The sequence below is a fragment of the Blautia sp. MB18-30 genome, from assembly GCF_023669475.1.
Lineage (GTDB): Bacteria > Bacillota > Clostridia > Lachnospirales > Lachnospiraceae > Blautia_A > Blautia_A fusiformis.
This window is the reverse complement of record NZ_JAMOYY010000026.1, coordinates 1-18,749: the sequence shown is the minus strand read 5'-3', so window position 1 is coordinate 18,749 and position 18,749 is coordinate 1. Positions and strand designations below refer to the sequence as shown.

Genomic DNA, 18,749 nt, shown 5'->3' with positions numbered 1-18,749 from the left:
CTAATACACATACATACGAGGAATTATAAATGCAGGATTTTTTACCAGTTACAAGAGAAGATATGAAGTCAAGAGGCTGGGATGAGTTAGATTTTGTCTACGTGACAGGAGATGCCTATGTGGATCATCCGTCTTTTGGATCTGCGATCATTGGACGTCTTCTGGAAAGCAGAGGATATCGTGTGGGCATGATCCCTCAGCCTGACTGGCGAAAGAAGGAGAGCATCCAGGTGTTCGGGGAACCGCGCCTGGGTTTTCTCGTTACAGCAGGAAACATGGATTCCATGGTGAATCATTATACGGTTTCCAAAAAGCACCGAAGCACAGATGCCTATTCTCCGGGAGGAAAAATGGGATTAAGACCGGACAGGGCTTCTGTTGTATACTGCAATCTGATCCGGCAGACCTATAAACATACGCCTATCATTCTTGGCGGGATCGAAGCCAGCCTTCGAAGAATGGCACATTACGATTATTGGGAAAATAAGGTCAAGCACAGTATTCTGATCGATTCCGGTGCGGATCTGATCTCTTATGGAATGGGGGAACATTCCATCCTGGAGATCGCAGAAGCCCTGCAAAGCGGGATTCCGGTCCAGGAGATCACATATGTGGCAGGGACGGTTTTTAAAAGCCACGATATCAGCAGGGTTTACGATCCGGTGGTCCTTCCGTCATTTGAACAGGTACAGACCGATAAAAAAGCTTACGCGGACAGCTTTGCCATTCAGTACCGAAACACGGATCCATTTACAGCAAAGCCTCTGGCAGAATCTTATGGGAACCGTGGATATGTGATACAGAATCCACCATCTCAGCCTCTGACGCAGATGGAAATGGACGATGTTTACGATCTGCCTTATACAGGACGATATCATCCCATGTACCAGAAAGAAGGCGGGATCCCGGCACTGAAAGAGATCAAATTCAGTCTGACCAGCAACAGAGGATGCTTTGGAAGCTGTAATTTCTGTGCGCTGACTTTTCATCAGGGCCGCATCCTTCAGACAAGAAGTCACGATTCCATTCTGAAAGAAGCTGAAAAGATGACGGAGGATCCGGATTTTAAAGGCTATATCCATGATGTAGGAGGCCCTACAGCTGATTTTCGTCATCCTTCCTGCAAAAAGCAGCTGACAAAAGGAGTCTGCAAGGAACGGCAGTGCCTGTTTCCTTCTCCGTGTAAGAATCTGACGGTAGACCACAAGGATTATCTTCAGCTTCTCAGAAAGGTCAGAAATATCCCCAAAGTTAAAAAAGTTTTTGTCCGTTCCGGCATTCGGTTTGATTATCTGATGGCAGACCCGGATAAAACTTTTCTTAATGAGCTTGTGAAATATCACGTCAGCGGTCAGCTGCGGGTAGCACCGGAGCATGTTTCTGATGAAGTCCTGAAGTTTATGGGCAAACCCAGGCACGAGGTTTATGAGGGCTTTCTGAAGGAATATGAAAAAGCAAATGCGCGGACTGGTAAGCAGCAATATGCCGTTCCGTATTTCATGTCGTCCCATCCCGGGTGTACAATGAAGGAAGCCGTGAAGCTTGCGGAATACGTCCGTGATCTTGGATTTACGCCGGAGCAGGTTCAGGATTTTTATCCAACGCCATCAACACTTTCTACCTGTATGTATTACACAGGAATCCATCCGCTGACAGGCGAAAAGGTATATGTGCCGAAAAATCCACACGAAAAAGCAATACAGCGAGCACTGATGCAGTATAAAAATCCGGAAAATCGCGAACTGGTCCTGGAAGGACTTAAGATGACCGGACGTATGGATCTGGTCGGCTTTGGACCGAAATGTCTCATCCGTCCCAGAGAGCTTCATAAAAAAGCCAAAAAAACACAGACAAGGAGTTCGGCACATGAAAGATACCAGAAAAAGAAAAACAAAAAAAGGTGATTTCGGTTATTTTAACAGCGAAAAAAAACGAAGACTCCTGATCACCGCAGGATTATTTTCGCTTCCACTGCTCATTTTCTTTGTGGCGTGGGCCGTCAACGGAACAAGAATGACAGTCTGGACGGTTCTGACCGTAGTAGGCTGTCTGCCAGGATGTAAATCCATGGTAAGCCTGATCATGATCCTGTTACGTCATCCTATGGATGAAAAGCTCTATAAAGAGATCCGCAAGCATGCCGGTGACTTGGTCATGTCCTATGAAATGTACATGACTTTTTATGAGAAAAGCGGTTATCTGGACGCTGTTGCCGTGTGCGGAAATACAGTAGTGGGTTATACCAGTGATCCAAAAGCAGATATCGCCTACCTTGCAGAGCAGTCACAGAAAATCATCCGTAAAAACGGATATAAAGTAGATGTAAAGATCCTGAGGGACCTGAAACCCTATCTGGAACGTCTGGATTCTATGAATGAGCACAAAGAATCTTTGAGAAACGGGATTAAATTCACGCCGGATGAGCGATACCCGGATCTTTCCAGGGAAGAACTGATCAAACATACGATCCTGGCAATCTGTCTGTAGGAGCATTATATAATGAAAGAATTTATCATTAACGAAAACGAGGCCGGACAGCGTTTTGACAAATATTTGGCCAAGCTTCTCCGTGAAGCTCCAAAGAGCTTTTTCTACAAAATGATGAGGAAAAAAAATATCACGCTCAATGGAAAAAAAGCCACCGGGAATGAAAAGCTGTTTTCAGGAGATCATGTAAAACTGTTTTTAAGTGATGAAACATTTGAAAAATTCAGCGGAAATGATTCTGCTCCACGGGCACATTATGCTCTGGATATCATTTACGAGGATGAAAATATCCTGTTGATCAACAAACCGGCAGGAATGCTTTCTCAGCCTGCTGATGACGGAACCCCTTCACTGGTAGAATATCTGACTGGCTATCTTCTGAAAAATGGCTCTCTTACAGAGAATGATCTGAGAACCTTTCGTCCTTCCGTATGCAACCGCCTTGACCGCAATACCAGTGGACTGATAGCGGCAGGCAAAAGCCTTTCCGGTCTGCAGGAACTTTCAGGGATGTTCAAGTCCAGGGAACTTCATAAATATTACCTCTGTCTTGTGGAGGGAGTTTTAAAAGAAGAAAGATATATCAAAGGTTATCTGGCAAAAGATAAAAAAAGCAATAAAGTAACCATCTATAAACAAGAGAAAGAAAATGCCCTTCCAGTGGAAACAAAGTATTATCCGTTGGGTACCAATGGAACCCGTACCCTTCTTAAGGTTGAACTGATCACAGGACGTGCACATCAGATCCGAGCTCACCTTGCTTCGGAGGGACATTCGATTGTTGGTGATCCCAAATATGGAAAAGCCGATAAAAAACTGAAAGGACAGCTGCTTCATTCTTTTCGAATGGAGTTTCCATCTATGAAAGGAAGCCTGTCATATTTATCCGGGAAGGTCTTTACGGCACCGCTTCCGGAAATCTTTCTCAGAACACTAAAAGAGGAAAAGTTGGAGGAGAGTTATTATGAAAATCTGGAATGAAATATGGGATTACCTCAAGATGATCATCATCGTGGTAGTTGTAGTCCTGGTTATCAACAATGTAGTACTGATCAATGCAAAGATCCCGTCAGAATCTATGGAAAATACCATTATGACTGGAGATCGTATCTTTGGCTATCGTCTGGCCTATGGTCTGAATATGGATGTATTTGGTCACGAGATCTCAAAAAAATGGAAAGATCCGGAACGCTTTGACATTGTGATCTTCAAATATCCGGATGATGAGTCCCAGCTGTTCATCAAACGTATCATCGGTCTTCCCGGAGATAAAGTAGAGATCAAAGATGGTAAAGTTTATATCAATGATTCAGAGACACCTCTGGATGATTCCTTTGTGTCGGAAACTCCTCTTGGAAGCTTCGGACCATACGAAGTACCGGAAAACTGTTACTTTATGATGGGAGACAACCGTAACAATTCCAAGGATTCCCGATACTGGCAGAATACATATGTACAGTTTGATCAGATCGTCGGAAAGGCGGAGATCCGTTATTTCCCATCCATCAAACTTCTAAATTAAAGGGCAGACTTTATGGCAACATGGAACAGCAGAGGACTTCGTGGTTCTACTCTGGAGGAACTTATCAATCGTACCAATGAGCAGTACAGGGAAAAGGGACTGGCCCTCATCCAGAAAATCCCGACGCCGATCACTCCGGTTAAAATGGATAAAACCTCCCGGCATATCACGCTGGCATATTTTGAACAGAAAAGTACCGTAGATTATATCGGAGCAGTACAGGGAATCCCTGTCTGCTTCGATGCAAAAGAATGCTGTGTAAAAACTTTTCCCCTTGCGAACATTCATCCTCATCAGGTAGCATTTATGGATGAGTTTGAAAAGCAGAAGGGGATTGCTTTTTTTCTGATCTATTTCAGCGCAGATAATGTTTTTTATTATCTTACCCTTCGTAAGCTGAAGGAATTCTGGAAAAGGATGGAAGATGGCGGGCGAAAAAGTTTTCGTCGGGAAGAGCTGGATGAGGAATTTTATCTTTCCGGAAAAAATGGATTTCTGGTTCCTTATCTGGAAGGGATCCAGAAAGATCTGCAATTACGGGATTGACTTTTGGAAAGGTTTCCTATATAATCAAATTTAAGTTTTTCTGTGGTAGCATGGTAGCGAATTAAAGTGAAACACAGAAAATCTCAAAACGTGTTACGGAGGAAATGAACATGCAGCGTATTTTTCATACACCTGAAGGTGTGCGGGACATTTATGGAGAGGAATGCAGCCGCAAAAAACGGCTCCAGAAGGAGCTCCACCAGGTGTTTTCAAGATATGGATATGAAGATATAGAAACACCGGGATTTGAGTATTTTGAAGTGTTCAGCAATGAAGTAGGAACGATCCCATCCAAGGATTTATATAAATTTTTTGACAGAGAGGGAAACACACTTGTTCTCAGACCTGACTTTACACCGTCTGTTTCCAGAGCATGTGCAACTTATTTTGATCCGGAAAAGGGACCTGTAAGACTTTGTTATACCGGAAATACATTTATCAACAATTCCAGTTACAGAGGTCAGATGAAGGAAAATACTCAGATGGGTGTTGAGCATATGGGAGATGATTCTGCAGCAGCAGATGCTGAGATCCTTGCTATGACTGTGGAGTGTCTGAAGGCAGCAGGACTTACCGAATTCCAGGTTAGCGTAGGCCAGGTAGATTATTATAAATCCCTGCTTGCAGAGGCAGATCTGGAGCCGGAGATAGAAGAGCATCTTCGTGAGCTGATTTCTCAGAAGAATTATTTTGGTGTGGAAGAGCTTCTTAAGGAACAGAATTTAGGCGATAACCTTTCCAAGGCTTTTGCTGAACTGCCTCAGATGTTCGGTTCAGCAGAAGTGCTGGAAAAAGCAAAAAAACTCACCTCCAATCCGGAAGCACTTTCTGCAGTAAAACGACTGGAAGAAATTTATGAGATTCTGAAAGTATACGGCTGTGAGAAATACATTGCTTTTGATTTTGGAATGCTCAGTAAGTTCCGTTATTATACAGGGATCATTTTCCAGGCTTATACATATGGAACCGGTGAACCCCTGATCAAGGGCGGACGCTACAACGAATTGATGAAGCATTTCGGAAAACCGGCTTCTTCCATTGGATTTGCCATTGTGGTTGATAACCTGATGCTCGCGCTTTCCAGACAGAAGCTGACCGTTCCGGCTGGCGATAAAACCATTGTGATCACCTATGATCCGGGAAATCTGAAAAAAGCGATCCAGGAAGCAATGGAGCTTCGGAATAAAGGTAAAAAAGTGGCATTGTGCCCGGCAAAGGAGGAGCAGGACTGATGAGATATCTTACATTTGCCCTCACAAAAGGGCGTCTGGCCAACAAAACACTGGATATGTTTGAGAAGATCGGTATTACATGTGAGGAGATGCGTGACAAAGATTCCCGAAAGCTGATCTTTACCAATGAGGAACTGAAGCTGAAGTTTTTCCTTGCAAAAGGTCCGGATGTGCCGACTTATGTAGAGTATGGTGCAGCAGATATCGGTATCGTAGGTAAGGATACCATTCTGGAAGAAGGAAGAAAGCTATATGAGGTTATGGATCTTGGATTTGGAGCATGCCGCATGTGCGTATGTGGCCCTGAAAGCGCCAGAGAAGTCCTGAATAACAATCAGCTGATCCGTGTAGCTACAAAATATCCAAATATTGCAAAGGATTACTTCTATAACAAAAAGCATCAGACTGTGGAGATCATTAAGCTGAACGGTTCCATCGAGCTTGCACCGATCGTAGGACTTTCCGAGGTTATCGTGGATATCGTGGAAACCGGAAGCACCCTTCGCGAGAATGGCCTGAAGGTGCTGGAAGAAGTCTGCCCGCTGTCTGCACGTATGGTAGTCAATCAGGTCAGCATGAAAATGGAAGATGAACGGATCCGCAAACTGATCACGGAACTTCGAAGTGTGATCAAATAAACTGAACAACAGATGAACCTCCAAAATACAGAAAGAAGGCAGAATTTATTATGCGTAAGGTAAAACTCACCAAAGAATCTACAAAAGATATTCTGGAAACTCTCTTAAAAAGAAGCCCTAATAATTACGGAAAATACGAGGATGCAGTAGCAAATATCCTTGCCAAAGTAAAAGCAGAGGGAGATACCGCGTTATTTGCATTTACCAGAGAATTTGATAAAGTCGAAGTTACAAAGGATACGATCCGTGTAACCCCTGAGGAGATCGAGGAAGCATACAAGCTGGTAGATCCTTCCCTGATCGATGTGATCAAAAAAGCATTGGTGAATATCCGCAGCTATCACGAAAAGCAGCTTCAGAACAGCTGGTTCACAAGCACAACAGATGGAACCATGCTTGGTCAGAAGGTAACCGCTCTGAACTGTGTAGGTGTTTACGTTCCCGGTGGAAAGGCTGTATATCCGTCTTCCGTGCTGATGAATATCGTTCCTGCAAAAGTTGCCGGTGTTGACCGTATTGTAATGACAACACCTCCTGGAAAAGACGGAAAAGTAAATCCAAGCACACTTGTTGCTGCTAACGAAGCCGGAGCAGATGAAATCTATAAAGTGGGTGGTGCACAGGCCATCGGAGCACTTGCATATGGAACCGAGAGTATTCCAAAGGTTGACAAGATCGTAGGACCCGGAAATATTTTTGTTGCGCTTGCAAAAAAGGCAGTTTATGGATACGTAAGCATTGATTCTATTGCCGGCCCAAGCGAGATCCTCGTTCTTGCAGATGAGACTGCAAATCCTCGTTATATTGCAGCAGATCTTCTTTCTCAGGCAGAACATGATGAGATGGCATCTGCGATCCTGATCACAACAAATGAGGAATTTGCAGATCAGGTAGATGAAGAAGTCAGAGGTTTTGTTGAGGTACTTTCCAGAAAAGCCATTATTGAGAAATCCCTGGAGAACTTTGGTTATATCCTGATCGCAGAAGATATGGATGAGGCCATTGAGGCTGCCAATGAAATTGCTTCTGAACATATGGAGATCGTCACAAAGCATCCTTTTGAAGATATGATGAAGGTACGAAATGCAGGTGCGATCTTTATCGGAGAGCACAGCTCTGAACCCCTTGGAGATTATTTTGCAGGACCAAACCATGTACTTCCTACCAATGGAACTGCCAAATTTTTCTCCGCACTTTCTGTAGATGATTTTATCAAAAAATCCAGTATTGTATATTATTCCAGGGAAGCACTCCGAAAGATCCACAAGGACATCATCCAGTTTGCCACATCGGAACAGCTGACTGCACACGCAAATTCCATTGCAGTCCGTTTTGAGGAAGAGGACAAGGAGAACGAATAATGGCAAGAGAAGCACTGATCGAAAGAAACACAAAAGAAACGCAGATACGTCTGCAACTGAATATTGATGGAACAGGAAGTTCCGATATTGATACAGGTATTGGCTTTTTTGACCATATGCTGGACGGTTTTACGCGCCATGGACTGTATGATCTTACGCTGAGAGTCCACGGTGATCTGAATGTAGATGATCATCACACCATTGAAGATACAGGGATCGTCCTTGGAAACGCTATCCGTGAGGCAGTTGGCGACAAAAAAGGAATCAAACGTTACGGCAGCTGTATCCTTCCTATGGATGAAGTGCTTGTGCTCTGCGCAGTAGATCTTTCCGGAAGACCTTATCTTGGATGGGATGCAGCGTTTTCTACGGAAAAAATAGGAGATATGGCTACAGAGATGGTAAAGGAATTCTTTTATGCAGTATCCTATTCCGCAGCAATGAATCTTCACATCAAGGTTCTTTCCGGAGGAAACAGCCATCATGTGGCAGAGGCCATGTTTAAAAGCTTTGCGAAAGCCCTTGATGCAGCAACACAGTACGATTCCCGGATCACAGACGTGCTTTCTACCAAGGGAAGCCTCTGATACAGAAGGAGACCACTTATGAACAAACAGTTGATCCCATGCCTTTATCTTCATTCAGAAAAGGCGGTAACAGGATTTGGACAGAGAAATCTTTTCGGAGACGGAAATGTAGAAACACTTGCAAAATTTTACGGTGACAATGGGGCAGATGAGCTTCTGGTATTTGACTTTTCTTCCGCAGATGCAGAGCATGACCGTGCGATCGGAAAAATCCGTGATATCTGTCAGGTATCTGAGATCCCGGTGATCGCAGCGGGAAATATCAAACGTATGGAAGATGTAAAAAAGCTGATCTATGCGGGATGTGCCAAAGTTGTACTGAATTTTTCGAAAGAGAATAATATCAAGCTTCTGGAAGAAGTATCCCGGCGCTTTGGAAAAGAGCGTATGATGATCAGCATCTCTGATCTGAGAGAATTCACAGAAAATCAGGATCTGATCGAAACATATGCAGACACTGTTCTGGCTTTGGACACTGTCGAAAATGAAATTGCAGAGATTTCTCAGATTTCCATTGTTCTTCATACCGATGAAAACAGATCTGAGAACATTCTGGAGCTTTTAGGAGAACCAGCTGTGTCCGGACTTTGCGGTGCTTATGTAAGCAGTCTTGAAAATGATCTGCATACATTTAAGGAAACCTGCGAAGAAGCCGGAATTCCGGTAAACACATATAAAAGTAATATTGCATGGTCGGACTTTAAATTAAACAGTGACGGAATGGTTCCGGTTATTGTCCAGGATTACCGGACGGATGAAGTACTGATGCTGGCCTATATGAATGAGCTTGCTTTTAACACAACATTGAAGCTTGGAAAAATGACATACTGGAGTCGCAGCCGGAATGAGCTCTGGACCAAAGGTCTGACATCCGGACACGTACAGTATGTAAAGTCTCTTACTATTGACTGTGATAATGATACGATCCTTGCCAAAGTGGAGCAGATTGGCGCAGCCTGCCATACAGGAAACCGTACCTGTTTCTTCAAACCGCTGCTGAAAAAAGAGTACGATGATACCAACCCACTTCACGTGTTCCAGAATGTGTATGATGTGATCACTGACCGAAAAGAACATCCAAAGGAAGGTTCCTATACCAATTATCTTTTTGATAAGGGAATTGACAAGATTTTGAAAAAAGTCGGTGAAGAATGCACAGAGATCGTCATTGCAGCCAAAAATCCGGATAAAGAAGAGATTAAATACGAAATTTCAGATTTTCTTTATCATATGATGGTACTCATGGTGGAAAAAGGAGTCAGCTGGGAAGAAATCACCAAAGAATTGGTAAAAAGATAAATTATATAGCATTCAAGAAAAAAGCTTTTGTACGTCGGATCAGAATGAACGGTTACGAAAGCTTTTTTCTGATATGTACAATTTCGGTTAGGCATGATATACTTATCGTCAAAAGTGCGGAAATATAAAAAAGGAAAAGGGAAACAACCAATGATCAAAATTGATGACTGGGTGATTGAAAAAGGAGAGAAGGCACAGGGGAAAATTAAGATCACAGGATACGGCATAGCAATGCCGGCAACTGTGATATGCGGAGTGAAAGACGGACCGACGATACTGATCACAGCGGGAATACACAGTGCGGAGTATGTAGGAATCCAGGCGGCAATGGAACTTGCAAAAGAATTTCAACCGGAAGAACTGAAGGGAAATGTGATCATCGTTCCACTGGTCAATGTCAGTGGCTTTGAGCATCGCACCATGAGTCTGGTCTATGAGGATGGCAAGAACCTGAACCGCGTTTTCCCCGGAGATCCTGAGGGAACAGCTGCAGATCGTATTGCCTATGCTATAGTGACAAAGCTTTTTTCCATAGCAGATTATTATATCGACCTGCATAGCGGAGATGGGTTCGAACAGCTTCATCCCTATGTTTATTATGTAGGGGTTGTAGATGAAAAGACAGCAGAGAAATCATTACATATGGCACGGCATATCGGCGTAAAATATGTGGTCCGTTCCACAACCGCCACAGGTGGCGCCTACAATTATGCTTCTTCTCTTGGAATTCCAAGTATTCTCATCGAAAGAGGCGGACACAGCTACTGGACCTGGGAGGAAGTAGAACAGGATAAAAGAGACGTCCGTCACCTTGTTTTTCATCTCCAGGGAAAGAAATGTCATGGTCTGAAGCATTACCGTCAGATGCTTTTGGAAAATGTAGTCTATGAATATGCGCCGTATACCGGATGCTGGTATCCATCCAAGAAGCCTGGAGAGTACTTCTTTAAGGGAGAAGAATTGGGTGAACTGAGAGATTACTATGGAAATTTACTTTACACATCTATTGCAACTGAAAACGGAGTCGTACTTTATCAGACAGCCAGTCTGAACATTATTGAAGACGGACCAATGATCGCATATGCAGCGATCACGGAGACTCTGACCTGATAGTAAACAACCTTTTCAGAACGCTTCTGTCTGAAATCATATTGAAACAGTAAGAAAACCGGGTTTTACCATTTGCTATTCTATTTGTAAAAATAGCGAGGTAAAATCCGTGTTTTTTTAGCAGATCAGATAAATCCAATTGTCAAATCCCCCATGGGGGATATATACAATTCAAGCATCTTTAACAAAATTTATGAGTTTTCTAAAAATATAACATTTTTCCATAGACATAAACTATAGTTTTATCATATAATGTTTCAGTAATTTGACAGCATTTGCTGATTTTCACATCAGCCGTTGTAAGTTCTGAGAGGATTAATAGGGAAACCGGTGTAAATCCGGTACGATCCCGTCACTGTAAGGGGAAATCCTCAGACAAAGTACCACTGGTCGAGTGCGTGAGAAATAGACCGGGAAGGTGTCTGAGGGTAAGGATCCTAAGTCAGGAGACCTGCTTGCAATTGTTTTAAAATGATTCTTACGGAAGATAGGAAGCATATTTATTTTGTGTGCCCGTATTTCGTCACGGGCTTTTTTCGTGCAAATTTTCTAAAATTCCATGCATATTCTGCATATTAAGAATCCAATAGTTTCTTTTATCTAACTAAATTAAAACGGCAATGTTAAAATCGCATCAAATGAGGAAAGGAGTAAAACGTGACAAAGAAACAAGTAGGAAAAAGATTTCTCCAGATCATCATTGTATTATTTGGAATCAGCTTTTTCACATTTGGACTGACCTACCTGTCACCTGGTGATCCTGCGGAGATCATGCTGACAGAGTGTGGTAATCTTCCTACACCAGAGCTTCTGGAACAGACAAGACATGAGCTTGGCCTTGATCAGCCCTTTCTCGTGCAGTATGGTTCCTGGCTGAAGGGTGTTGTTACAGGAGATATGGGACAGTCCTATTCTTTCAAAATGCCGGTAACAGATAAACTGGTATCCTGTTTCTGGCCGACGCTGAGGATGTCGTTGCTGGCACTTCTGATGATGGTCATTATTTCCATACCGCTTGGAATCCTGGCCGCTGTATATCAGAACAAATTCCCGGATTATTTTGTGAGAGGAATTACCTTTGTGGGAGTATCTGTTCCAAGCTTCTGGCTGGGCCTGATCCTTCTCAGCATCTTTGGTGTTCAGCTTCGCTGGATCAATGTTGCAGGAGGCAGTACGGATTTTAAATCCATGATCCTCCCGGCGCTGACTCTTGCACTTGCCATGTCTGCAAAATATACCAGACAGGTAAGAAGTGCAGTGCTGGAGGAACTTCATCAGGATTATGTCACAGGTGCAAGAATGCGTGGAATCAAGGAAAGCGTCATTCTCTGGAAACACGTCCTTCCTAATGTTATGCTTCCGCTGGTAACGCTGTTGGGACTTTCCCTTGGAAGTCTTCTGGGAGGTACTGCAGTTGTAGAGATCATTTACAACTGGCCTGGAATGGGAAATATGGCAGTAAAGGCGATTTCCTGTCGTGACTATCCTCTTGTACAGGGCTATGTACTTTGGATCGCGATCCTGTACATGTGCATCAACCTGCTTGTGGATCTGTCCTATACTTATCTCGATCCAAGACTTAAGGAGGATAGATAATTGAAAAAGGTATTACGAACATTCAAAGAAAATAAACAGTTCACTCTTTTCTTCATTCTGGGTCTCGTGGTGATCGGAATTGCGATCTTTGCGCCGCAGCTCTCACCATATGATCCACTGAATGCAGTTATGACCGAATCACTGCAGGAGCCAAGCTCCGCTCATCCGTTCGGAACGGATAAGCTTGGACGAGATCTTCTTTCCCGTGTTATCTTCGGAACAAGAACCTCTCTGATCATGACCTTATGTCTGGTTGCAGTGATCTTTGTCATCGGTACATTTTTAGGAGTTATTGCCGGATATTTCGGCGGCGTTGTGGATGCAGTGATCATGCGTATCGCAGATATGATGATCTCCTTCCCTGGGCTTGTACTGGCCATTGCCATTGCCGGTATGCTTGGACCAAACCTGGTCAATGCCGTTATTTCCATTGCGGCTGTAAGCTGGACAAAATATGCCCGTCTTGCACGAAGTATGGTCTTGAAAGTCAAGAAGAGTCTTTACATAGAGGCAGCTATAGTAAACGGAACAAAGACCTGGAAAATTCTTCTTGTACACATTCTTCCCAACATGGTAACCCAGATGGTGGTAACTGCGGCAGCAGATATCGGAACTATGATGCTGGAGCTGGCTTCCCTTTCATTCCTGGGATTTGGTGCAACTGCGCCGACACCGGAGTGGGGACTGATGCTGAATGAAGGAAGAACCTACATGGCAAAGGCGCCATGGCTTATGATCTACCCTGGTATCGCTATCGTGATCTGTGTTGTTGTTTTCAACATGCTTGGAGACAGCATCCGTGATGTACTGGATCCGCGCCAGGATCAATAAAACAACTCTGTAACAAACCAACACCATATAATCAGTATATTATCTTTAGGAGGATGAAATGAGAAATAATGTAGTTAAAAAAGTGCTGGCTGCTACACTTGCATGTATGATGACCCTTTCAATGGCAACAGTGGCTCAGGCAAAAGGTGACAAAAAAAGTGATAAGGAAATCACCATCGGAGTAACAAGCTTTGCAGATACACTGGAGCCGACAGAGCAGTATTTTAGCTGGGTTGTATCCCGTTATGCGATCGGCGAGTGCCTCACAAAATTCGATGAGAACGGTGAGATCGTTCCATGTCTTGCGGAAGAGTGGGAAAACAGTGACGATGGAAAAACATGGACCTTCAAGATCCGTGAGGGCGTAAAATTCTCCAACGGTGACGACATGACACCGGAGATGGTAAAAGCCTCCATCGAACGTACCGCTGAAAAGAGTGACCGTGTTCCGGAATTCTTTGATCTCGACAGCCTCGAGGTTGACGGACAGAACCTGATCTTCCATCTGAACAGAGCAAATGCAAACATGGCCGGATGCCTTGCAGACCCGCTGTTTCTGATCGTAGATACAAATGTAGATGATTCTACATTTGCCATGGAAGGACCGATCTGTACAGGACCTTATGCAGTAGAGTCCTTCAGCCCGACGGATTCCTGTATCGTAGTAAAAAATGAGAACTACTGGGATGGAGAAGTTCCCCTTGATAAAGTTACACTGAAATGTGTGGATGACCAGACAACACGTTCCATGGCTCTTCAGACAGGTGAGATCGATATCGCTTACAACCTGAAAACAGAGAACCTGGTTGAGTTTGAGGGAAATGACAATTACGACATCCAGGAGCTTCAGTCTCTTCGTTCCACCTATGCATTCATGAACCAGAACGAGGATCATGCACTCAGCGATAAGGCTCTTCGCCAGGCACTTCTTCGTGGTCTTGACAAGGAAACATACTGCAACACTCTTCTTGAGGGTGGTGCAACAGCTGGTAAAGCACCGGTTCCTCCAACACTTGACTTTGGATTCGATGATCTGAAGGATGAGAATTCCTATGATCCGGACAGCGCAAAGAAGATCCTTGATGAGGCCGGATACAAAGATGTTGACGGTGACGGATTTGTAGAAACTCCTGACGGAGATCCTCTTGTTCTTGATTTTGTTATCTACACAAGCCGTGCCGAGCTTGGTGTATACGCACAGGCAGCACAGGCCAGTCTGAAGGAGATCGGTATCAACGTAAACTTGAATACAGTAAGTTATGAGACACTTCTTGACATGAGAGATTCCGGTCAGTATGACCTTCTGATCTGGAACGTGCTGGTAGCAAACACTGGAGACCCTGAGAACTACTTAAGAGAGAACTGGTACAGCTCCTCTGCAAACAATACTGCAGGATACAATAACCCGGAGGTTGACAAGCTTCTTGACGAGCTTGCGCAGACATTTGATGAGGACAAGAGAAAAGATCTCATCATCGATATTCAGCAGGATATCATGGATGATGCTGCAACTGTATTCTTTGGTTATGAGACAACCTACCTCTTCTCCAACAAAAAGGTAACAGGTGTTAAGATGTATCCAATGGATTATTACTGGCTGACAAAGGATATCACTCTTGCCGAGTAAAGGAGCGCTTATTTATGCTTGAGATCAAGGATCTTTCCGTTCGGTACGGAAAACAGGCACCTACCATTGAACATTTCAACCTTTCCATGAAGAAGGGGGAGATCATCAGTGTGGTAGGCGAGAGTGGAAGTGGAAAAACAACCGTGATCCGTGCTGTCCTCGGCGCACTTGGCGGAGGTGGCCGGGTCAGCACCGGAGATATTCAGTTTCACGGACATTCTCTGCTTTCCAATACAAAGAATGAATGGAGAAATTTAAGGGGTACCCGCATTTCCATGATCTTCCAGGACTGCGGCGGAACTCTGAACCCTATCCGTAAGATCGGAAGTCAGTATGTGGAATATATCTGTACACATACAGATGTATCCAAAGCAGAAGCATGGAAGAAGGGATGCTCCATGCTTCAGAAAATGCGTCTTCCGGACGCGGAAAATATCATGAAAAGTTATCCTCACCAGCTTTCCGGTGGTATGCGCCAGCGAGTTGGTATTGCCATGGCCATGACTTTTAACCCGGAGCTGCTTCTTGCAGATGAGCCGACCAGTGCGCTGGATGTTACCACACAGGCACAGATCGTACGCCAGATGATGGAGCTTCGTGATGATTTCGGAACCGGTATCATCATTGTTACCCATAACATTGGCGTAGCAGCCTATATGGCTGATCAGCTTGTTGTTATGCAGAACGGAAAAGTTGTGGATCAGGGAACACGAGATGAGGTCATGGAGCATCCGACCAGTGACTATACAAAGAAACTGCTGGCTGCAGTGCCGGAAATGGAGGGACAGCGTTATGTTTAAGGAATCCGATATCGTACTCAGTGCAAAACATATCGTAAAACAGTTTCCTGCTTCCGGCGGCAGAACTTTAATAGCCTGCAACGATGTGAACCTGAACGTTTATAAAGGAAAAACTCTGGGAATCGTAGGAGAAAGTGGCTGCGGTAAATCAACCTTTGTCCGCATGGTCATTTCTCTTGACAAACCGACCAGCGGAGAGATCCTTTACCATGGAAAAAACCTCTCTGATCTTTCCAAAAAAGAAACCTGGCTGAACCGTCAGAACATGCAGATGGTCTTCCAGGATCCGCTGGCGTCCTTTGACCCGAAAATGAAGATCGTGGATATTCTCACAGAACCTCTGATCAATTACGGAAAGCTGAAAAGAAGCGAAAAGGAATCCAAGGCCAGAGAACTCCTGAAAATGGTAGAACTTCCTGAAGATTTTACAGACCGCTATCCCCATAACATGAGTGGTGGTCAGCGTCAGCGTATCAGTATTGCCCGGGCACTTTCCCTGGAGCCGGAGATCCTGGTATGTGACGAGGCTACCTCTGCACTCGATGTTTCCGTACAGGAATCCGTGATCCGTCTTCTGGTGCGTCTCCAGAAGGAGAAAAACATCAGCATGCTTTTTATCTGCCATGACCTGGCTCTGATCCGTTCCTTTGCTCATCAGATTGCTGTCATGTACCTCGGGAATATCGTGGAGGTAATTCCGGGAGAGGATGTTACGGAAAAGTCTCTTCATCCATATACACAGGCTCTTCTGGGGGCACAGTTTTCCATTCATATGGATCAGAACAAAAAGATCGAGAGCATCGAAAGTGAGGCCCCCAGCCCTCTGGATGTTCCTCATGGCTGTCCATTCCAGAATCGTTGCGAACACTGCATGGAGAAATGCAGGACGATCCGTCCTGTGCTCACAGAAGTAGAGTCCGGACATGAAGTAGCCTGCCATTATGTAACGGAAAAATAAGGAAATGCACAAAACAGTATGATTTTTAAAAACTTTAAAGTACTGGGCATTCTGCTGTTGTCGAAGACGGAGATATCCAATATACAATAGGTGTTGTAGTATATAATCAGGACAGCCCGGAAATGAACATGTTCATGAACTATTACAGAGAATAATCGCGCTGACAGGTGGTTCCTCCGCAGGAAACTACATGCATCTTCAGAAAACGATCGGTGTTCTGAAAGCTCTGGCTGAGAAGGAGGGGCTGACTTATTCCGAGGATGTTGAGAAGCTTGCATATACAGTGGAAGATGTGCAGAAGCGTATGGAAGAAAAATAAACAGAGATTTTGAAAAAGAGCTGGGCCGCCTTATATGGTTCAGCCCTTTTTCTTCATATAAAATACTTTTTTATGTAAAAAAACGAAAAATCCTCTTTACTTTCTAAAGTTAATATAATAAAATTTATAAATATGTGTAAAACTGGTTTAAAAGCAGAAAGCATGGGGATGCATAAGCAAAATCCCTCATGTTTTGTGATTTTAAAGCAGAAACATGGAAGGGAGAGAAACAATGACAACAGCACATATTTGTATAATGGCAGCCATTATCGTCTATCTGGGTGCAATGATCTTTGTAGGTTATCTTTGCTCCAAGAACAATAATGACAGTTCTGATTTCTATCTTGGAGGACGAAAGCTTGGCCCACTTGTCACAGCTATGAGTGCAGAGGCTTCTGACATGAGCAGCTGGCTTCTGATGGGCCTGCCGGGACTTGCTTATCTTACCGGTATTGCAGATGCAGGCTGGACAGCCATTGGCCTTGCGATCGGAACTTACGTAAACTGGAGGATCGTGGCAAAAAGAATCCGCCGCTACACACATGTGGCAGGAAATTCTATTACATTGCCATCCTTTTTCAGTAATCGTTACAGAGATGAAAAAAAGATCCTGCAGTCTATCGGAGCGATTTTTATCGTGATCTTTTTTATTCCGTATACAGCTTCCGGATTTGCAGCCTGTGGTAAACTTTTTGCAAGTCTCTTCGGTGTAAAATATCTGCCAGCTATGATCATCAGTGCACTGGTCATCGTTGGATACACCACACTGGGAGGATTCCTGGCAGCATCTACTACGGACTTTATCCAGAGTATCATCATGTCCATCGCTCTTGTGATCGTATTTGTATTCGGGATCAGCACAGCAGGTGGTATTGAAGCAGTTGCAGACCATGCAAGATCACTGCCCGGATATCTGACTATGTTTACTACATATAATCCAACAACCGGAACAGAACAGGCATATCCACTGCTTAATATCATTTCCATGCTTGCATGGGGACTTGGATATTTCGGAATGCCGCATATTCTTCTTCGTTTCATGGCGATCGAAGACGAAGAGAAGCTTACACTTTCCAGAAGAGTAGCAACTACATGGGTAGTGATCTCACTGGCAGTAGCCGTACTGATCGGTGTGGTAGGACTTGGAATGACAGCAGCAGGAGAGTTTGACCTTCTGGAAGGCTCCGCATCTGAGACAATTATCGTTCAGATCGCAGATCTTCTCAGTAAACATGGTGTATTTGCAGCAATCCTTGCCGGACTCATCCTTGCAGGAATCCTGGCATCCACCATGTCAACTGCAGATTCTCAGCTCCTGGCAGCATCCTCAGCAGTTTCTTCCGACCTTCTCGGAAGTATCCTGAAGGATAAAGAAACAAAAAAAGAAAGCATGGTAGCCGATAAGATCACGCTTCTTCTCATCGCAATAGTAGCCATGTTTATTGCCCGCGACCCGAACAGTTCTGTGTTTACTATCGTATCCTTTGCCTGGGCAGGCTTCGGAGCCGTATTCGGCCCGGTGGTACTTCTGGCATTATTCTGGAGACGTTCCAACTGGCAGGGAGCCCTGGCAGGAATGATCTGCGGCGGTTCCATGGTATTTATCTGGAAATACGGAATCAGCACGCTCGGCGGCGCCTGGGGAATCTATGAACTTCTTCCCGCATTCCTGGTGGCTATTGCAGCAAACATCATCGTCAGCCTCATTACCAAGGCACCATCCAAAGAGATCACCGACGAATTCGACCTGGTAAACCAGAAATAAAATATTTTTCGATAATAGTCAATAATTCACACTGATACAAAACAAGCCCGATACAGATTGTAGTAAAGATA

The 18,749-nt window shown here is 44.2% G+C and carries 18 protein-coding genes and 1 riboswitch; all 18 genes read left to right on the top strand.

The window, feature by feature from the left end; translation table 11 throughout:
- Positions 1-29 precede the first annotated feature (29 nt).
- The 18 genes from NCY57_RS11955 to putP all read left to right on the top strand — a co-directional run bounded on the left by NCY57_RS11955 (position 30) and on the right by putP (position 18,678).
- A complete protein-coding gene (locus tag NCY57_RS11955) occupies positions 30-1,904 on the top strand; it encodes a YgiQ family radical SAM protein (protein WP_250789699.1) in 1,875 nt (624 codons plus the stop codon).
- Positions 1,867-2,487, top strand: a complete 621-nt coding sequence (locus tag NCY57_RS11950; protein WP_021651487.1) for a hypothetical protein — start codon at positions 1,867-1,869, stop codon at positions 2,485-2,487. Before NCY57_RS11955 ends, NCY57_RS11950 begins: the two co-directional genes overlap by 38 nt.
- A gap of 12 nt (positions 2,488-2,499) precedes the next feature.
- On the top strand, positions 2,500-3,468 hold the full coding sequence (locus tag NCY57_RS11945) for an RluA family pseudouridine synthase (protein WP_021651486.1): 969 nt from the start codon (positions 2,500-2,502) through the stop codon (positions 3,466-3,468).
- On the top strand, positions 3,452-4,009 hold the full coding sequence (gene lepB / locus NCY57_RS11940) for a signal peptidase I (RefSeq protein ID WP_015524918.1): 558 nt from the start codon (positions 3,452-3,454) through the stop codon (positions 4,007-4,009). Before NCY57_RS11945 ends, lepB begins: the two co-directional genes overlap by 17 nt.
- 12 nt (positions 4,010-4,021) lie before the next feature.
- On the top strand, positions 4,022-4,555 hold the full coding sequence (locus NCY57_RS11935) for a Holliday junction resolvase RecU (protein ID WP_015524919.1): 534 nt from the start codon (positions 4,022-4,024) through the stop codon (positions 4,553-4,555).
- Between the two features lie 110 nt (positions 4,556-4,665).
- Positions 4,666-5,787: an ATP phosphoribosyltransferase regulatory subunit gene (gene hisZ / locus NCY57_RS11930; protein WP_044961519.1), complete on the top strand. Its 1,122-nt coding sequence runs from the start codon at positions 4,666-4,668 to the stop codon at positions 5,785-5,787.
- The gene (hisG, locus tag NCY57_RS11925) at positions 5,787-6,425 is read left to right on the top strand and encodes an ATP phosphoribosyltransferase (protein ID WP_021651484.1); all 639 of its coding nucleotides are present in this window, start codon (positions 5,787-5,789) and stop codon (positions 6,423-6,425) included. The genes hisZ and hisG overlap by 1 nt, the downstream gene beginning before the upstream one ends.
- 50 nt (positions 6,426-6,475) lie before the next feature.
- Positions 6,476-7,786: a histidinol dehydrogenase gene (gene hisD, locus NCY57_RS11920; RefSeq protein ID WP_021651483.1), complete on the top strand. Its 1,311-nt coding sequence runs from the start codon at positions 6,476-6,478 to the stop codon at positions 7,784-7,786.
- On the top strand, positions 7,786-8,373 hold the full coding sequence (gene hisB, locus NCY57_RS11915; protein WP_015524923.1) for an imidazoleglycerol-phosphate dehydratase HisB: 588 nt from the start codon (positions 7,786-7,788) through the stop codon (positions 8,371-8,373). Before hisD ends, hisB begins: the two co-directional genes overlap by 1 nt.
- An 18-nt stretch (positions 8,374-8,391) precedes the next feature.
- The gene (gene hisIE / locus NCY57_RS11910; RefSeq protein WP_173739960.1) at positions 8,392-9,672 is read left to right on the top strand and encodes a bifunctional phosphoribosyl-AMP cyclohydrolase/phosphoribosyl-ATP diphosphatase HisIE; all 1,281 of its coding nucleotides are present in this window, start codon (positions 8,392-8,394) and stop codon (positions 9,670-9,672) included.
- A gap of 150 nt (positions 9,673-9,822) precedes the next feature.
- Entirely contained in the window at positions 9,823-10,782 is a 960-nt protein-coding gene (locus tag NCY57_RS11905) for a M14 family metallopeptidase (RefSeq protein ID WP_015524925.1), read from the top strand.
- Between the two features lie 284 nt (positions 10,783-11,066).
- Positions 11,067-11,255, top strand: a riboswitch (cobalamin riboswitch).
- Positions 11,256-11,439: 184 nt separating this feature from the next.
- Positions 11,440-12,378 carry a nickel ABC transporter permease gene (nikB, locus tag NCY57_RS11900; protein WP_021651480.1) on the top strand — a complete coding sequence of 313 codons (939 nt, stop codon included), beginning with the start codon at positions 11,440-11,442 and terminating at the stop codon, positions 12,376-12,378.
- Complete coding sequence (gene nikC / locus NCY57_RS11895) at positions 12,379-13,209, top strand: nickel transporter permease (RefSeq protein ID WP_021651479.1); 831 nt, start codon at positions 12,379-12,381, stop codon at positions 13,207-13,209. It abuts the gene before it with no gap.
- A 58-nt stretch (positions 13,210-13,267) separates the two neighbouring features.
- Positions 13,268-14,836 (top strand): ABC transporter substrate-binding protein, encoded by a 1,569-nt coding sequence (locus NCY57_RS11890; protein WP_021651478.1) that lies wholly within the window; start codon positions 13,268-13,270, stop codon positions 14,834-14,836.
- Positions 14,837-14,850: 14 nt separating this feature from the next.
- Positions 14,851-15,636: an ABC transporter ATP-binding protein gene (locus NCY57_RS11885; RefSeq protein WP_021651477.1), complete on the top strand. Its 786-nt coding sequence runs from the start codon at positions 14,851-14,853 to the stop codon at positions 15,634-15,636.
- Positions 15,629-16,594, top strand: coding sequence for an ABC transporter ATP-binding protein (locus NCY57_RS11880; RefSeq protein WP_173739959.1), 966 nt, complete (start codon positions 15,629-15,631; stop codon positions 16,592-16,594). Before NCY57_RS11885 ends, NCY57_RS11880 begins: the two co-directional genes overlap by 8 nt.
- Before the next feature lie 190 nt (positions 16,595-16,784).
- On the top strand, positions 16,785-16,913 hold the full coding sequence (locus NCY57_RS16830) for a hypothetical protein (RefSeq protein WP_021651475.1): 129 nt from the start codon (positions 16,785-16,787) through the stop codon (positions 16,911-16,913).
- A 232-nt stretch (positions 16,914-17,145) separates the two neighbouring features.
- Positions 17,146-18,678, top strand: a complete 1,533-nt coding sequence (putP, locus tag NCY57_RS11875) for a sodium/proline symporter PutP (RefSeq protein ID WP_173739958.1) — start codon at positions 17,146-17,148, stop codon at positions 18,676-18,678.
- The last annotated feature ends 71 nt before the right edge of the window (positions 18,679-18,749 follow it).

Excerpts from the sequence above, each read along its gene's own strand:
- NCY57_RS11955 (WP_250789699.1), top strand. The coding sequence starts at position 30 with ATGCAGGATTTTTTACCAGTTACAAGAGAAGATATGAAGTCAAGAGGC.
- NCY57_RS11950 (WP_021651487.1), top strand. The coding sequence starts at position 1,867 with ATGAAAGATACCAGAAAAAGAAAAACAAAAAAAGGTGATTTCGGTTAT.
- NCY57_RS11945 (WP_021651486.1), top strand. The coding sequence starts at position 2,500 with ATGAAAGAATTTATCATTAACGAAAACGAGGCCGGACAGCGTTTTGAC.
- lepB (WP_015524918.1), top strand. The coding sequence starts at position 3,452 with ATGAAAATCTGGAATGAAATATGGGATTACCTCAAGATGATCATCATC.
- NCY57_RS11935 (WP_015524919.1), top strand. The coding sequence starts at position 4,022 with ATGGCAACATGGAACAGCAGAGGACTTCGTGGTTCTACTCTGGAGGAA.
- hisZ (WP_044961519.1), top strand. The coding sequence starts at position 4,666 with ATGCAGCGTATTTTTCATACACCTGAAGGTGTGCGGGACATTTATGGA.
- hisG (WP_021651484.1), top strand. The coding sequence starts at position 5,787 with ATGAGATATCTTACATTTGCCCTCACAAAAGGGCGTCTGGCCAACAAA.
- hisD (WP_021651483.1), top strand. The coding sequence starts at position 6,476 with ATGCGTAAGGTAAAACTCACCAAAGAATCTACAAAAGATATTCTGGAA.
- hisB (WP_015524923.1), top strand. The coding sequence starts at position 7,786 with ATGGCAAGAGAAGCACTGATCGAAAGAAACACAAAAGAAACGCAGATA.
- hisIE (WP_173739960.1), top strand. The coding sequence starts at position 8,392 with ATGAACAAACAGTTGATCCCATGCCTTTATCTTCATTCAGAAAAGGCG.
- NCY57_RS11905 (WP_015524925.1), top strand. The coding sequence starts at position 9,823 with ATGATCAAAATTGATGACTGGGTGATTGAAAAAGGAGAGAAGGCACAG.
- NCY57_RS11890 (WP_021651478.1), top strand. The coding sequence starts at position 13,268 with ATGAGAAATAATGTAGTTAAAAAAGTGCTGGCTGCTACACTTGCATGT.
- NCY57_RS11885 (WP_021651477.1), top strand. The coding sequence starts at position 14,851 with ATGCTTGAGATCAAGGATCTTTCCGTTCGGTACGGAAAACAGGCACCT.
- NCY57_RS11880 (WP_173739959.1), top strand. The coding sequence starts at position 15,629 with ATGTTTAAGGAATCCGATATCGTACTCAGTGCAAAACATATCGTAAAA.
- NCY57_RS16830 (WP_021651475.1), top strand. The coding sequence starts at position 16,785 with ATGCATCTTCAGAAAACGATCGGTGTTCTGAAAGCTCTGGCTGAGAAG.
- putP (WP_173739958.1), top strand. The coding sequence starts at position 17,146 with ATGACAACAGCACATATTTGTATAATGGCAGCCATTATCGTCTATCTG.